The organism is Erwinia sp. HR93 (assembly GCF_034555055.1).
In the GTDB taxonomy this organism is placed as follows: domain Bacteria; phylum Pseudomonadota; class Gammaproteobacteria; order Enterobacterales; family Enterobacteriaceae; genus Apirhabdus; species Apirhabdus apintestini.
In genome coordinates this window covers 429,281-445,135 of sequence record NZ_JAXUDP010000001.1, presented here as the reverse complement: position 1 = coordinate 445,135, position 15,855 = coordinate 429,281, and the positions used below count along the sequence as shown (strand labels likewise).

At 52.2% G+C, this 15,855-nt stretch carries 14 protein-coding genes and 1 pseudogene; 12 read left to right on the top strand and 3 right to left on the bottom strand.

Annotated elements, in window-relative coordinates:
* The first annotated feature begins 102 nt into the window (after nt 1-102).
* Complete coding sequence (gene lpxP / locus SFA31_RS02080) at nt 103-1,026, top strand: kdo(2)-lipid IV(A) palmitoleoyltransferase (RefSeq protein ID WP_322836488.1); 924 nt, start codon at nt 103-105, stop codon at nt 1,024-1,026.
* Nucleotides 1,027-1,465: 439 nt separating this feature from the next.
* Here the strand turns inward: lpxP and SFA31_RS02075 are convergent, their stop codons facing one another.
* Nucleotides 1,466-2,797, bottom strand: a complete 1,332-nt coding sequence (locus SFA31_RS02075) for a hypothetical protein (RefSeq protein ID WP_322836487.1) — start codon at nt 2,795-2,797, stop codon at nt 1,466-1,468.
* A 397-nt stretch (nt 2,798-3,194) separates the two neighbouring features.
* Between SFA31_RS02075 and lptM the strand changes: the two genes are divergently transcribed.
* The 8 genes from lptM (at nt 3,195) to corA (ending at nt 10,173) form a co-directional block, all read left to right on the top strand.
* Nucleotides 3,195-3,404 carry an LPS translocon maturation chaperone LptM gene (lptM, locus tag SFA31_RS02070; protein WP_322836486.1) on the top strand — a complete coding sequence of 70 codons (210 nt, stop codon included), beginning with the start codon at nt 3,195-3,197 and terminating at the stop codon, nt 3,402-3,404.
* A gap of 34 nt (nt 3,405-3,438) precedes the next feature.
* On the top strand, nt 3,439-4,263 hold the full coding sequence (gene dapF / locus SFA31_RS02065; RefSeq protein ID WP_322836485.1) for a diaminopimelate epimerase: 825 nt from the start codon (nt 3,439-3,441) through the stop codon (nt 4,261-4,263).
* Complete coding sequence (locus SFA31_RS02060) at nt 4,260-4,970, top strand: DUF484 domain-containing protein (protein WP_322836484.1); 711 nt, start codon at nt 4,260-4,262, stop codon at nt 4,968-4,970. Before dapF ends, SFA31_RS02060 begins: the two co-directional genes overlap by 4 nt.
* A complete protein-coding gene (gene xerC, locus SFA31_RS02055; RefSeq protein ID WP_322836483.1) occupies nt 4,967-5,866 on the top strand; it encodes a tyrosine recombinase XerC in 900 nt (299 codons plus the stop codon). The genes SFA31_RS02060 and xerC overlap by 4 nt, the downstream gene beginning before the upstream one ends.
* Nucleotides 5,866-6,582 carry a 5-amino-6-(5-phospho-D-ribitylamino)uracil phosphatase YigB gene (yigB, locus tag SFA31_RS02050; protein ID WP_322836482.1) on the top strand — a complete coding sequence of 239 codons (717 nt, stop codon included), beginning with the start codon at nt 5,866-5,868 and terminating at the stop codon, nt 6,580-6,582. The genes xerC and yigB overlap by 1 nt, the downstream gene beginning before the upstream one ends.
* Nucleotides 6,583-6,761: 179 nt before the next feature.
* Entirely contained in the window at nt 6,762-8,924 is a 2,163-nt protein-coding gene (gene uvrD, locus SFA31_RS02045) for a DNA helicase II (RefSeq protein WP_322836481.1), read from the top strand.
* A gap of 42 nt (nt 8,925-8,966) precedes the next feature.
* The gene (ysgD, locus tag SFA31_RS19015; protein ID WP_416208313.1) at nt 8,967-9,071 is read left to right on the top strand and encodes a YsgD/CorL family protein; all 105 of its coding nucleotides are present in this window, start codon (nt 8,967-8,969) and stop codon (nt 9,069-9,071) included.
* 151 nt (nt 9,072-9,222) lie between these two features.
* On the top strand, nt 9,223-10,173 hold the full coding sequence (corA, locus tag SFA31_RS02040) for a magnesium/cobalt transporter CorA (RefSeq protein WP_322836480.1): 951 nt from the start codon (nt 9,223-9,225) through the stop codon (nt 10,171-10,173).
* A 373-nt stretch (nt 10,174-10,546) separates the two neighbouring features.
* On the opposite strand, the gene rarD is transcribed toward corA, so the two are convergent.
* Together rarD and SFA31_RS02030 are read right to left on the bottom strand one after the other, a co-directional pair.
* Nucleotides 10,547-11,443: an EamA family transporter RarD gene (gene rarD, locus SFA31_RS02035; RefSeq protein WP_322836479.1), complete on the bottom strand. Its 897-nt coding sequence runs from the start codon at nt 11,441-11,443 to the stop codon at nt 10,547-10,549.
* Nucleotides 11,444-11,490: 47 nt separating this feature from the next.
* Nucleotides 11,491-11,961, bottom strand: a complete 471-nt coding sequence (locus tag SFA31_RS02030; RefSeq protein WP_322836478.1) for a thioesterase family protein — start codon at nt 11,959-11,961, stop codon at nt 11,491-11,493.
* Nucleotides 11,962-12,278: 317 nt separating this feature from the next.
* Between SFA31_RS02030 and pldA the strand changes: the two are divergent.
* From pldA to rhtC, 3 genes and pseudogenes are all read left to right on the top strand, one after another.
* Nucleotides 12,279-13,165 (top strand): annotated as a pseudogene (gene pldA, locus SFA31_RS02025) (phospholipase A).
* Nucleotides 13,166-13,231: 66 nt separating this feature from the next.
* Nucleotides 13,232-15,058, top strand: a complete 1,827-nt coding sequence (recQ, locus tag SFA31_RS02020; RefSeq protein WP_322836477.1) for an ATP-dependent DNA helicase RecQ — start codon at nt 13,232-13,234, stop codon at nt 15,056-15,058.
* A gap of 78 nt (nt 15,059-15,136) precedes the next feature.
* A complete protein-coding gene (gene rhtC, locus SFA31_RS02015) occupies nt 15,137-15,760 on the top strand; it encodes a threonine export protein RhtC (RefSeq protein WP_322836476.1) in 624 nt (207 codons plus the stop codon).
* The last annotated feature ends 95 nt before the right edge of the window (nt 15,761-15,855 follow it).

Here is a 15,855-nt window from a genome sequence, read left to right as displayed (position 1 = left end):
TTTTTTGATTCATTCTGAATTCTATCGCGTTATCGGTGCCTTATTAAAACACGTGCCGCTTTATTATGAATGCGGGCTATGCATTAAAAATACTGAGGATTAATGATGAAAAATCGCACCTTTTCTCTTAGCTATTTACACCCTCAGTATTGGTTAACTTGGTTTGGCCTTATCTGTCTTTGGGGGCTAGTCCAGCTGCCCTATCCGCTGATGGCGCGCCTGGGAGCCGGCAGCGGGAGACTATCCAGACGGTTTCTGCGGCGGCGAGAAAGTATTGCTCGGCAGAATATTGCGCTGTGTTTCCCCGATCTATCGAAAGCAGCCCATGAAAAACTGGTTACGGATAACTTCGTTTCTCTGGGAATGGCGTTAATGGAAACCGGCATGGCCTGGTTTTGGTCAGAGCGTCGGTTGCGGCGCTGGTTCGATGTCGATGGGCTGGCGAATTTAAAGGCAGCCCAGAAGGATAAACGCGGCGTGCTGGTGATTGGAGTCCATTTTATGTCACTTGAATTGGGTGGAAGGATTATGGGTATGTGCCAGCCTATGATGGCCGTATATCGTCCCCATAATAACCCCTTAATGGAATGGGTTCAGACGCGGGGGCGGATGCGTTCAAATAAAGGTATGATCGACAGGCGGCGGCTGCGAGAAATGGTTAGCGCCCTGAAGCAGGGAGAAGCGGTTTGGTTTGCTCCCGATCAGGATTACGGCCCTAAAGGCAGTCGCTTTGCGCCTTTTTTTGCAGTTCCGAGTGCGGCGACCACGAACGGTACTTTTGTACTATCTCGTCTTTCTGGTGCGTCGATGTTGACTATTTCAATGATACGGAAAGCGGATTTCAGCGGCTACCGCCTCATTATCGCACCAGAGCTGCAGGACTACCCTTATGATGATGAAGCCCAGGCAGCGGTTTGGATGAACCGTATCATTGAGCAAGAGATCATGCGTGCACCGGAGCAATATTTGTGGGTACATCGGCGGTTTAAAACGCGTCCAGTGGGTGAAAAACCGCTATATGTTTAAGTCGATGCATTGATATTGTGCCACGTGGGTCGGTGCGTAAGGTTATGAGAATCTCCTTGTAACTGATTTTGTGTTACCGGTCCTGAACCAATAAAAAACGCCATTCATAGCTCGCTGTGAGTGACGTTTTCTCTCTGAAAACCTGTACGTAAAAGCCGGGCGCTTTTATTAATTTTCTGTATACGTAGCTGCTTAGTAAATATCCTAATATTTGGTATGAACGGTATACTTCTTCGGGTTGCTTTATTTCATCTGCATTCTCATTGTCGCGATGGCATCAGGCAGACGACAACGACATTTGTACTCTTTTTAGCAAATAGCCTGCGCTGTTAAAACAAAGGATGCCAAAGCGATAAAACAGCTCAGTTATCGTGCTTCAACCGTTTTCTTCTATTATTAAAGATGATGATAACCGGGCTGGGAGTTATCCCGCGGTGTATTATAAGATAATGCCTTCCGCACGTAATTTATTAATCATTTTATCAGCACCACCGAGGCTGAGGTGTTCGCCGTCGCGGAAATCATTCCATAAAAAATCTGGATGATTAGAAAAGTCAATTAAGCGGATATTAGGGGAAACCAAGGTATTTAAGAATAAGAGAGTGTTGTTAATCATCTCTGAACCTAAATTCTCAGTATAACTTTTGGTTAACGGTGGCAGTATAATGGTGAGTTGCTTGCCATTCTGTTTGAAATTTTCGGTGATTTCTCTGAGTAGCCGCTGATTTTCCTGACGGGTATTTTCCCTATAAAGTAGCCCCTTGTAACATAAAGCCCTTTCTGCGGCTGCGTTATTATGCTTATGCTCGCTGTCGACAACAGTGGCATCATGGATGTTATTGAATTGAGTTATGTATTCTTTTTCTAAGTCGTCCTCATTAAATAATACATCGTCCTTGAATCCCTTGAAGAATCGCTCATTAATATAATGAGATAACTTTTTTTCGTAGATATAGGGAGATATATTATTTTTGGTGGAAAAAGTACTGTAGGATTCGGCAACCATTCTGGGTATCTCATGGTTCACTTTAAGCATGTCATGATAGAGATCAAATAGACCAATACAGAAAATAAAATTATCCACCTCATTATAGTAAGAAAGAATATGGTGTGTGATGGCATGTATTTGTTTGATACAAAGGCAGGGGGCGGATAGATTTACGGTCTCATGCGCTAAATATTTCTCAGGAAAACCGAAATGAGCATATGAGTTTCCGGTAATAAAAGTTTTTGATCCCCTTTCTTTTAACTTGCTATACACCTTTTCCATATAATATGAAAGACTGTGATGAATATCGGTCATCACAATATTTCTATCTAACATAAGATCATAAATTGATTCTATATTCAGACAAAGAGTGTGATCGAGGGCATTAACCACTCGGATATAATCGGGGTCGTAAATAATATAAGGAACTGTGGATAAATTAAGGGCGGTGGTTAGCGCAGGAAAATTTCTGACGTGACCAACGTTGTCTGCTGTAATGTGCACGAAGCTAGCAATACTTTTATCGTCAATAATTTTATTCAGTTGGTTTATATATTTCTCCCTGCCAATATAATAGAAATTGATGCCCGTGGTGCTAATTAGATATAATAAATATTCAACGGCTTCAGAATAAAGCTGACTATCCTGGATATTTCCATTCTCTAAAGAACGGCAGGTTGCGTTAATAAGCTCAACGGAACGTTCATCAAATTTTTCCTGATTTTCCTTGATAAAATCGGCGAAAGATTGCAGACCCTCAGCGTGTAAAGGGGTACTTTCCATTATGTTGATAAACATCTTGAGCGTGAATATGAATTTTTTCATGGCGCCATGTTCTAAACCGGAATGAAGCACCAGTATAAATGCGTTACAAAGCGACAAAGGCAAGATTAACGGTGTAATCCTTAAGGTTATATAAATTATTGTAAACTTTATAGAGTGAGCCAGACTGGGTTTTACTCTTCACAAGTGGTTTGAATTAAAGTCAGGCTGGTTACCTTTGCATTTACACGATATCGCAGGGAATCATTTTACCTCGTTTTGCTGGCTCAGGCTTTGAACCGGGCGTGATGACGAGACGAGCGATTTTAGATTGAAATAGTGGGATGAAAAGGGAGTTGCTTTTCGGTGTTCACCTGCGATGATAGACAGCAGAATGGATGATAACGGGCAACCGAGAATGAAGAAAATTTTCTGTCCGCTGGCTATTGGGCTGGCACTGTTTACCCTTGCAGGCTGTGGTTTGAAAGGGCCGCTGTTTTTCCCCCCGCAGGATAAGAAAGCGCCGGACGTACAGCCGGTTCAAAAGCAAGAGTCTACGATACAGTCTTCGGAACCGGATCGAAACGATCGCGTTCAGGGCGATGGCCCGACACAGGTTATTTATTAGCGTATAGCGTGTAACCGCGGTGATGGAGCAGAAAATGCAGTTCTCTAAAATGCACGGCCTGGGTAACGACTTCATGGTCGTCGACGCGGTAACGCAAAACGTCTTTTTTTCCCCTGACCTAATCCGCCGCCTGGCGGATCGCCATCTAGGGGTTGGTTTCGACCAATTATTGATAGTCGAGCCGCCATACGATCCCGAACTGGATTTTCATTACCGTATTTTTAATGCCGACGGCAGTGAAGTTTCTCAGTGTGGCAACGGCGCGCGCTGCTTTGCGCGCTTCGTGCGCCTGAAAGGGCTAACCAATAAGCGCGATATTCACGTCAGCACGGCCAACGGGCGCATGGTGCTTAGCGTTAATGAAACTGATTTGGTGAAGGTTAATATGGGTGAGCCTAATTTTGAACCGTCCCAGGTGCCGTTTCGCGCGAATAAAGCTGAAAAGACTTACATTTTACGCACTGGAAATGAAACGGTGCTGTGCGGCGTGGTTTCCATGGGTAACCCGCACGCGGTTATACAGGTAGACGATATCTCCCTTGCGCCAGTTGAAGCACTCGGCCCCTTAATGGAAAGCCATGAGCGTTTTCCTGAGTGTGCGAATATCGGCTTTATGCAGGTTGTGGATAGCCAATACATTAGACTGCGCGTTTTCGAGCGGGGCGCTGGCGAAACGCAAGCCTGTGGCAGCGGCGCCTGCGCCGCCGTCGCCGTTGGGATCCAGCAGGGATTACTGTCTGAGCAGGTACGCGTCGACCTGCCGGGAGGACGACTCGATATCGCCTGGAAGGGGCCTGGTCATCCGCTGTATATGACCGGCCCGGCGGCTCATGTTTACGATGGATTCATACCACTATGAAGAACGCCGAAGAGCAGCAAGAGGGTTCAACAACGCTTAACGACAGCGTGATATGCAATTATCTGCTGCGCCATCCCGATTTCTTTATTCGCAATGCGCAACTGGCGGAACAATTGCAGGTGCCGCATCCCGTGCGCGGCAGCGTATCGTTAGTTGAATGGCATATGGCGCGCGCGCGCAAGCGCATTGAACAACTTGAAGCCGATATGCATATCCTGATGGAACAGGCGACCTTAAATCATGCGTTATTTTCACGCCTGCTTACGCTTCAGGAAATACTGGGCGCGGCGGAAAACCTGGAGGATATGCTGGCGCGCCTGCATCGCTGGGCTAAAGATTTAGGTCTGTCTGGCGCCTACCTGCGCCTCTTCCCTGAATATTGGCATATCGGTGCGCCTTCCAGCTTTACGCATCTGGCATTAAATCGGCAGGCATTTGAACCGCTGCGCGTGCAGCGCTTTGGCGACGCCAGGCACTATCTGGGAACATTACACGGCCCTGAATTATTAGTGGCTTTACCGCAGGCAAAGGCCGTTGGCTCGGTGGCAATGTCATTAATGGGCAACCGGGGCGAGCTTGGCGTACTCATATTTACCAGCCGCGACCCTTTGCATTATCAGCACGGGCAGGGCACCCAGCTTTTGCACGAGCTGGCTCAACTATTGCCTGAGCAACTGGAACGCTGGATTGAGCGCCGCCGTCCATGAATCCATTGTCAGGAGACGTTGAGGCCTATCTGCGGTTCTTGCGCGTAGAACGCCAGCTTAGCCCCATTACCTTATTAAATTATCGCCGCCAGCTCGAAACGCTAATGCTTCAGCTTGATGAAATGAAAATCAGCGCCTGGTCGCAGTGCGACGCGGCGACGATCCGCGGATTAGTGGTACGCGGCCGGCGGCGCGGCCTGGAGGCGGCAAGCCTCGCGCTGCGGCTCTCTGCACTGCGTAGCTTTCTCGACTGGCTAGTGAGCACCGGCGTGTTATCGGCAAACCCGGCGAAAGGCGTTTCTGCACCGAAAGCCGCGCGACGCTTACCGAAAAATATGGAAGTTGATGACGTAAGCCGCTTGCTGGATATCGATATCAACGATCCCCTTGCCGTCCGGGATCGCGCCATGATGGAAGTGATGTATGGCGCCGGGCTGCGTCTTTCCGAACTGGTGAACATTAACTGCGCCCATCTCGATAGTGAGAGCGGGGAAGTGTGGGTAATGGGGAAAGGCAGCAAAGAGCGCCGTCTGCCGATTGGGCGCAGCGCGGTTAAGTGGATTGCCCGCTGGCTCAATCTGCGTGAGCTTTTTGGCCCGCAGGACGACGCGCTATTTTTGGCAAAAACCGGGCGACGTATATCGGCGCGAAACGTCCAGAAGCGCTTCGCTGAATGGGGTATAAAACAAGGCGTAAACGGGCATATTCACCCCCATAAACTCCGCCACTCATTTGCCACTCATATGCTGGAGTCCAGCGGCGATCTGCGCGCGGTCCAGGAACTATTGGGGCACGCCAACCTGTCGACGACGCAAATCTATACTCATCTTGACTTCCAGCATCTGGCATCGGTGTATGATGCTGCGCATCCGCGTGCAAAACGAGGTAAATCCTAATGCATTTTTACCGACCGCTGGGGCCAGTCGCCGCGCTGACGTTCGATCTGGACGATACTCTGTATGATAACGCGCCGGTTATCCAGCGCACGGAGCAGGCGACGTTACTGTTTATCCAGCGCTATCACCCGCGCCTGAGCGGCATTCAGCGTGAGGACATGCTCCGAGTGCGCCAGGCGCTGCGTGAGGATGAGCCTGAAATTTATCATGATGTGACCGAATGGCGTCACCGCGCGCTGGAACGCCTGATGCGCGAAGCAGGGCTTTCCGTTGAAGAGGCGCAGCGGGGGGCCGCTGAGGCAATGGCTGACTTTGCCAACTGGCGCAGCCGCGTAGATGTCCCTCAGGAAACGCATGATACGCTGGCGGCGCTGGGGAAAAAATGGCCGCTGGCGGCGGTGACCAACGGCAATGCCGATCCGGCACGCTTTGGGCTGGATGGTTACTTCGATTTTATACTCCGCGCCGGGCCGCACGGCCGGGCTAAGCCGTTTTGCGATATGTATCACACCGCCGCGCAGCGCCTTGGCCTTCCGGCAGGGCAAATTCTTCACGTAGGCGATGACCTGAATACGGATGTGGCAGGGGCGATATGCAGCGGCATGCAGGCCTGCTGGATAATGTCTCGCGAGCAAAATTTGATGCAGGCCAGAAAGGCGCGACTGTTGCCCCATCTGGCAATTTCCCGGTTGGCATCCCTCGCTGCGCTGATATAATCCTTTCTTATCTTCTGTATAAAATTCCAGGGGTGGATGCGCAGAGTTCGCTTATCGACAGGCGCGCCGGCCATAAGTCTCTTTCCTTATTAGTGTGCGTGATTCGCGCCGGGAAATGAGCCTGCCGTACGGCCGGTACCTCGCATTTATACGCAACCCCTCATGACCCGGCGGTGCCAATGGACGTTTCTTACCTGCTTGATAGCCTCAATGATAAACAGCGCGACGCCGTGGCGGCCCCTCGCAGTAATATGCTGGTGCTGGCCGGTGCGGGCAGCGGTAAAACGCGCGTTCTGGTGCATCGCATCGCCTGGTTATTAATGGTTGAGAACTGCTCTCCTTATTCGATTATGGCCGTGACCTTCACGAATAAAGCCGCTGCGGAGATGCGCCACCGTATTGGCGAGTTAATGGGTACCAGCCAGGGAGGAATGTGGGTCGGCACCTTCCATGGCCTGGCGCATCGTTTACTGCGCGCGCACCACGTTGACGCTGGTTTACCGCAGGATTTCCAAATTCTCGACAGCGAAGATCAATTACGTCTGCTGAAACGCCTGATTAAAGCGATGAACCTGGATGAGAAGCAGTGGCCGCCCCGTCAGGCGATGTGGTATATCAACGGGAAAAAGGACGACGGGCTGCGCCCCCAGCATATAGAAAGCTACGGTAATCCGGTGGAACAAACCTGGCTGAAAGTGTATCAGGCTTATCAGGAGGCGTGCGATCGTGCCGGGTTGGTTGATTTTGCTGAATTACTGCTGCGTGCTCACGAACTTTGGCTAAACAAACCCACCATTTTGAATCACTATCGCGAGCGCTTCACCAATATTTTGGTGGATGAATTCCAGGACACCAACAGCATTCAATACGCCTGGGTACGGCTGCTGGCGGGCGATACCGGGAAAGTAATGATCGTCGGCGACGACGACCAGTCTATCTACGGCTGGCGTGGCGCGCAGGTCGAAAACATCCAGCGCTTCCTGAACGATTTCCCCGGTGCGAAAACCATTCGCCTGGAGCAAAATTATCGCTCAACTAACACTATTTTGAGCGCAGCCAACGCGCTGATCGCCCACAACGCCGGGCGACTTGGGAAAAATCTCTGGACCGACGGCAGCGAAGGCGAGCCGATTTCCCTGTATTGCGCATTTAATGAGCTGGATGAAGCCCGTTTTGTCGTTAACCGGATAAAAACCTGGCAGGAGGGCGGCGGAGCGCTGGAAAACTGCGCCATTCTCTATCGCAGCAACGCGCAGTCGCGCGTACTGGAAGAGGCGTTATTGCAGGCCAGTATGCCGTATCGCATATATGGCGGTATGCGCTTCTTCGAGCGCCAGGAAATCAAAGACGCGCTTTCTTATTTGCGCCTGATGGCGAACCGGAATGATGACGCGGCGTTTGAGCGCGTAGTTAACACACCCACGCGCGGTATCGGCGATCGCACGCTGGACGTTGTGCGCAAGGCGGCGCGAGATAATCAATTGACGCTCTGGCAGGCCAGCCGACGCCTACTGGAGGACGGAGCGCTTGCCGGACGCGCGGCGGCGGCGCTACAGCGTTTTCTGGAGTTAGTTGATGCGCTGGCCCACGAAACCTCGGATATGCCGCTGCACGTACAAACCGATCGGGTAATTAAAGATTCCGGATTATGGATGATGTACGAGCAGGAAAAAGGCGAGAAGGGGCAGGCGCGCATTGAGAACCTGGAGGAACTGGTGACGGCAACGCGTCAGTTTAGCTATCAGGATGAAGATGAAGATCTCATGCCGCTGCAGGCGTTTTTATCGCATGCGGCGCTGGAGGCCGGGGAAGGGCAGGCGGATACCTGGCAGGATGCGGTACAACTAATGACGCTCCATTCGGCAAAGGGCCTGGAGTTCCCGCAGGTGTATATCGTCGGAATGGAAGAAGGCATGTTTCCAAGTCAGATGTCGCTGGATGAAGGCGGCCGCCTGGAAGAAGAAAGGCGTCTGGCTTACGTTGGCGTTACGCGCGCCATGCAAAAGCTCACGCTAACGTATGCCGAAAGCCGCCGCCTGTACGGCAAAGAGGCGTATCATCGTCCTTCTCGCTTCATTGGCGAGCTGCCGCCGGAATGTCTGGAAGAAGTGCGCCTGCGTGCCACGGTTAGCCGCCCCGTAGCGCCTGCGCGCGGCTCCCGCACCCCGGTCGATAACGATGCGCCCTATAAACTTGGGCAGCGGGTCAGGCATCCAAAATTCGGCGAAGGCACTATCGTCAATCTGGAAGGCGCGGGTGAACATTGCCGAATTCAGGTCGCGTTTCAGGGGCAGGGAATCAAATGGCTGGTTGCCGCCTACGCGCGCCTGGAAACGGCCTAATCCCCTTTACGAGAGCTCCGGTTGCCATGTTGACGCTGCCTTTTGGCTGGCGTAACATGCGCGCACGATTACATAAAGAGGACATTCGCCTTGGACACACCCAGTAGATGCTGGCTCATTGACCTGTCACACAGGTACAACTCCTAAGGCTTTCCTCGCTTCGCTGATGGCCTTAGAGGTTGTCGGCGACTCCGCTTTGCTTTGTCGCATATTGAGCCAGATTGTTGAACGGTCTGGAACTGCCTGATTCCACGTGCCCGACGAACTGTCCAGGATATATTGATTGGGAGTCCTGGCCATGCTGAGCGCATTTCAACTGGAAAACAAACGACTGACGCGTCTGGAAGTGGACGAGTCGGCCCCTCTGAGCGACGCCGTTTGGGTCGACTTAGTCGAGCCGGACGACGAAGAGCGTCAGCGCGTACAAACCGAGCTAGGGCAAAGCCTGGCAACGCGCCCGGAGCTTGAAGACATCGAGGCTTCTGCGCGTTTCTTTGAAGACGAAGACGGCCTGCACGTTCACTCCTTCTTCTTCTATGAAGATGCCGAAGATCACGCGGGTAACTCAACGGTCGCATTTACCATTCGCGACGGGCGCCTGTTTACGCTGCGCGAGCGCGAGCTTCCCGCCTTCCGTTTATACCGTATGCGCACCCGCAGCCAAATGCTGGTTGATGGCAATGCTTACGAGCTACTGCTCGATTTGTTTGAAACTAAAATAGAGCAATTGGCTGACGAAATTGAAAATATCTACAGCGACCTGGAAAACCTGAGCCGCATTATCATGGAAGGTCAGCAGGGCGATGAATACGATGAAGCGCTGTCGAAGCTCGCTGAACAGGAAGATATCGGCTGGAAAGTGCGCCTGTGTTTGATGGATACCCAGCGCGCCCTTAACTTTCTGGTGCGTAAAGCGCGCCTGCCGGGAGGGCAACTGGAGCAGGCGCGTGAAGTCCTGCGCGATATCGAGTCCCTGCTGCCGCATAATGAATCCCTATTCCAGAAAGTGAACTTCCTGATGCAGGCGGCAATGGGTTTTATCAATATAGAACAGAACCGCATTATCAAAATCTTCTCGGTGGTCTCCGTGGTATTCCTGCCGCCGACGTTAGTGGCATCCAGTTATGGGATGAACTTTGAGTTTATGCCGGAGCTACACTGGAGTTTTGGCTATCCCGGCGCCATTGTTTTTATGATTTTGGCGGCGCTGGCGCCTTATTTGTACTTCAAACGTAAAAACTGGCTCTGATTCCTTTTATTCGCGCCGGCCGTTTTGCCGGTAAACGCAAAAAGTGGACTGTCTCACTTCTATCTTTAATAGCGTAAGTGACGGTTACATTTAAGCCCTTCGTATGAAGGGCTTTTGCATTTAGATGCCGTGAAGAGGCAGCGTAAGGCGGCAGGTGAAGAAGGATAAATCCCTCATATCGCAAGCCCTATGTTTAGGGCATGCGTTAAGCGCGACGGGTTTAAAACAGAAATACTGTATTAAACCGAGTAGCCCATTGCGACGTAGCTTAACGCAGAATGGGTTTGCTATGAGCAAGCTGCAATATCTAACGCCGGGTGCGCGCCGCCCGGCTGCTTATTCTCATCGGACGGTTGCCGCCCCGTACATTGCACTATGCTGCTCTCCACGCCCGGCGCTGGGTATAAATCGCATCCATAATAAAAAGAAGCAAGGCCGTCCAGATAAACGCGAAGGTAACCATTTTATCCTGCCCTGGCGTTTCCCCATAAAACGTTACCGCTAATATAAACATCAATGTGGGGCCAATGTACTGGAAGAAGCCAAGCGTAGAAAGGCGCAGGCGCGTAGCGGCACCGGTAAAACATAGCAGCGGAACCGTTGTGATGACGCCAGCGGCGATCAGCAGGGCGTTTAGCGTCCATGGATTATGCGACATATGGCTGGTAGGGCTGTCGGCGATCCCAAACAGGTAAATCGCGGCTACGGGCAGGAGCCAGAGCGTTTCTATCAACATCCCCCCCTGTGCTTCAACGCCAATCTTCTTACGCAATAGCCCGTAGAAGGCGAAACTAAACGCCAGACCGAGCGCAATGAGCGGAACGGAGCCGAAAGTCCACAACTGCACCAGTACGCCGCACACGGCCAGCAATACGGCAACCCACTGCATCCGCCGAAATCGCTCACCTAAAAACAGCATACCAAGCAGCACATTCACCAGCGGATTAATAAAATATCCCAGGCTGGCTTCCAGCATATGGTGATTATTAACTGCCCAGATAAATAGCAGCCAATTGCCGCCGATAAGCACGGCGGAGAGCGCCAGGGCAAATAGCTTCTTAGGGGTGCGAACGATTGCGCGTACGCCTTGCCACTGTCGGCTGAGCGTAAGTAGCGCCATCATAAAGAAAAACGACCAGATAACGCGGTGCGTTAAAATTTCATCGGCGGGCACGGCCTGAATACACTTGAAATAGGCGGGCGCAATTCCCCAGATAAAATAGGCGACCAGCGCAAGTATGATGCCCTGGCGCGTTTGTTTTGCATCCATAGTGAATAACCCGTTGTGGACGAATCCTGTCCGCTAAAATGTGGCGCTTAGCCTACCATATAGGCGGCGATTGCGCTGGCGATATGCAGCCGCATTTCGTTATGTAACTCCACCCTGGCGACGGCGACTTTGTTGCCCGCGCGCAGCAGCGTTCCGGTAACGATAAATCGCTCGCCGCGCCCGGGGCGCAGGTAGTCAACGCGCAAATCGATGGTTCCCATCCGCGCCAGGCGCTGACGTAGCTCGTCTTCGGCAATGGTTTCATGGCGCGTCAGCGCGCTGCCGACGCAGACTAAACCGGCGGTAACGTCCAGCGCAGCGGCGATAGCTCCGCCGTGCAAAATACGCTGTGCGTGGTTACCGACTAACGTCTCCTGATGACGAAAGCTAAGTTGGGCAAGGTGGTTATCAAAGTGCTCCAGTTCTAGCCCTAACAGGCGGTTGAATGGCATCTGGTACACAAAAATATCGCCCACCAGTTGCAGTACGTCCTCATTGCTCAATAGCCCGTCTGACATGACGTTTCTCCGGCCGGGGTGGATATTTTATTGCCAACTGAAAACCACGTCCTGTGGACGTGGTCATCAACGGGTTTCGGCTCTGCCTTGTTGTTTTGGGATTTAAATCTCACAAGACCTGGCAGAGACTTTTTTAAGGAATTTGGTATGCCCTACTGGGGCATCAAAGCAATGCTGCCTTCTATGAAAGCGGATTTTTACTTTTGATAAGTTGATTTTATGTGCCGAGTGTAAACTTGCAATTTATTAAGACATCAGGACCTGAATTAGGAGAAACTTAACCGCTAGAATGCTTCCCGGTTGAATTACACACTTTTATGCTTTTGTTCAGGAGAACATTATCAATGCGCAAGCTTTTGGGTGGAGTTATCGTTGCGGGCATTTTGCCGCTTTCTGCGTTTGCAGATAAGGATATCGCGACAACGGTGCATGATTATCCTGCCGTTCGCGGCAGTATAATCGCTAACCTGCTTCAGGATCATGAGAATCCATTCACGCTCTATCCTTATGAGAGCAACTATCTGTTGTACACCGTGACTGACCACGTCAATAAAAAAGCGATTCATTCCTACGATTGGGGTGACGATGCGCGCAGAGATGAAGTTAAATTTCAGCTAAGCCTCGCTTTTCCTCTGTGGCGCGGCATTCTAGGCGAGAATTCCGTACTGGGCGCTTCTTACACGCAGCGTTCCTGGTGGCAGCTTTCAAATAGCGATCATTCTTCACCGTTTCGCGAAACGAACTATGAACCCCAGCTATTTTTGGGATTTGCGACGCAGTATGCATTCGCCGGATGGACTCTGCACGACGTGGAGTTTGGGTACAACCATCAGTCTAACGGGCGCAGCGATCCGACATCCCGCAGCTGGAATCGTATGTATACGCGCCTGATGGCGCAGAACGGCAACTGGCAGGTAGAAGTTAAGCCCTGGTTTGTGGTGGGTAGTACGGACGATAACCCGAATATCACCAAATACGCGGGCTTAAAGTCGGTTATGCGCTGGGCGATGCGGTCATCAGTGCGAAGGGGCAATATAACTGGAATACTGGCTACGGCGGTGCGGAACTGGGCGCCAGTTACCCCATCTCGAAGCATGTCAGGCTGTACGGTCAGGTGTATAGTGGCTATGGCGAATCGTTAATTGATTACAATTTCAATCAGACTCGCGTTGGTTTAGGCGTTATGCTTAACGACATTCTTTGAGGCATTGCAGTTTTTTGCGCAGGCGCTGACAATAGCGCCTGTTTCTAATTAGGTAATGGGGTAAATGTGGCGCAGGCGGAGGTTATGAATCAGGAGTTGCTGGCCAGACAGGTTTTGCAGGAAACCTTCGGCTATCAGCAATTTCGCCCGGGCCAGCAAACCGTTATCAATACCGTACTGTCGGGGCGCGACTGTCTGGTCGTGATGCCTACCGGCGGCGGTAAATCTCTCTGTTATCAGATACCCGCGTTAGTACTGAACGGACTAACGGTGGTGGTATCTCCGCTTATTTCCCTCATGAAAGATCAGGTCGATCAGCTATTGGCGAACGGCGTGGCCGCCGCCTGTCTGAATTCGACGCAGAGCCGCGAGCAGCAGCTTGCGGTGATGGACGGCTGCCGAAGCGGGGAAATCCGGCTGCTTTATATCGCACCTGAGCGCCTGATGATGGACAACATGATAGAGCGGCTGAGCCAGTGGCGGCTATCGTTACTGGCCGTCGATGAGGCGCACTGTATCTCGCAGTGGGGGCATGATTTCCGTCCGGAATATGCGGCGCTGGGGCAATTGCGCGCGCGTTTGCCACAGGTGCCGTTTATCGCGCTAACCGCTACCGCAGACGATACCACGCGGCTGGACATTGCACGTTTGCTCGGGCTTCACGATCCCTTTATCCAAATTAGCAGTTTCGATCGGCCAAACATCCGCTACATGCTGATGGAGAAATTTAAGCCGATGGAACAACTGATGCGCTATGTACAGGAACAGCGCGGAAAATCAGGGATTATCTACTGTAACAGCCGGGCCAAAGTGGAAGATACCGCCGCCCGTTTGCAAAGCCGCGGTATTAGCGCTGGCGCTTATCACGCCGGGCTGGACAACGCCATCCGCGCCGACGTGCAGGAGAAGTTTCAGCGCGACGATATCCAAATTGTGGTTGCCACGGTGGCGTTTGGGATGGGCATTAATAAACCCAACGTGCGCTTTGTGGTCCACTTTGATATCCCTCGTAATATCGAATCCTATTATCAGGAAACCGGTCGCGCCGGTCGCGATGGCCTGCCTGCGGAAGCGATGCTGTTTTACGATCCTGCGGATATGGCGTGGCTGCGCCGCTGCCTTGAGGAAAAACCGCCCGGACAGCTTCAGGATATTGAGCGGCATAAACTCAATGCGATGGGCGCCTTCGCCGAAGCGCAGACCTGCCGCCGCCTGGTATTGCTAAATTATTTCGGCGAAAGCCGCCAGCAGGCGTGTGGAAACTGCGATATTTGCCTCGATCCTCCCCGGCGTTACGATGGACTGGTGGATGCGCAAAAGGCGCTATCGACTATTTATCGCGTTAATCAGCGTTTTGGGATGGGATATGTGGTTGAGGTGCTGCGCGGCGCTAACAATCAGCGTATTCGCGAGTTGCAGCATGAGAAACTGCCGGTCTACGGCATTGGGCGCGATCACAGCCAGGAACACTGGGTCAGCGTCATCCGTCAGCTTATTCACCTCGGAGTGGTAACACAAAATATCGCGCACCATTCGGCGCTGCAGCTTACCGAAGCGGCGCGTCCTCTACTGCGAGGCGAAACGCCGCTGCAACTGGCGGTACCGCGCGTGCAGGCGCTGAAACCGCGCGTTAATCAGCGGGTCATGGCCAGTAACTACGATCGCAGGCTCTTTGCAAAGCTGCGTAAGCTGCGCAAAGCCATTGCGGATGAAGAAAATATTCCGCCTTACGTTGTATTTAACGATGCGACGCTGATTGAAATGGCGGAGCAACTGCCTCTCAGCCCCGGCGAAATGCTTAGCGTAAACGGCGTAGGTACGCGCAAGCTCGAAAGGTTTGGCGCGCCGTTTATGACCCTGATTCGCCAGCACGTCGACGGTGACGATGAGTAAGCCGTGACGCTGGTTTGCGCGCGCTAAACGTGCCAGGATAACGCCTGCCTGTTTCGATTTTTCCTTCCGAGCGTACTTATGTTAATGCTATTTTTGACGGTGGCGGCGGTGCAGATTATCGCGCTAATGAGCCCCGGGCCTGATTTCTTTTTTGTCTCCCAAACTGCGATAAGCCGCTCGCGTAAAGAAGCGATGATGGCCGTTCTGGGGATAACCTGCGGCGTTATGGTATGGGCTGGCGTTGCGCTGCTGGGGCTACATCTTATTCTTGCGAAAATGGCGTGGCTGCATACCCTGATTATGGTTGGCGGCGGGCTGTACCTGTGCTGGATGGGCTACCAGATGCTGCGCGGTGCGCTAAAAAAAGGCGCGCCTGAGACAACTGATGCGCAGCCGGTAGCGCTGGCGCGCAGCGGACGCAGTTTTGCGAAAGGGCTGCTGACCAATCTCTCCAACCCCAAAGCCATTATCTATTTCGGCAGTATATTTTCGCTGTTTGTGGGCGATGACGTAGGCGCAGCGGCGCGCGGTGGGCTTTTTGCTCTGATTGCGCTGGAAACTTTCGTCTGGTTTTCGCTGGTGGCAAGCCTATTTGCACTCCCAACCATGCGTCGCGGCTACCAGCGTCTCGCAAAGTGGATAGACGGCGTTGCCGGCGTACTGTTTGCCGGGTTTGGTATCCATTTGATTATTTCCCGCTAACGGCCCGTCTGCCCGAATTGCCGTCCGCGCCCGCCTAAAAACTGGCGCGAACGCAGCGTGTCTGACAATGCGGCGTTAAATGCGTGCTGCCGGGT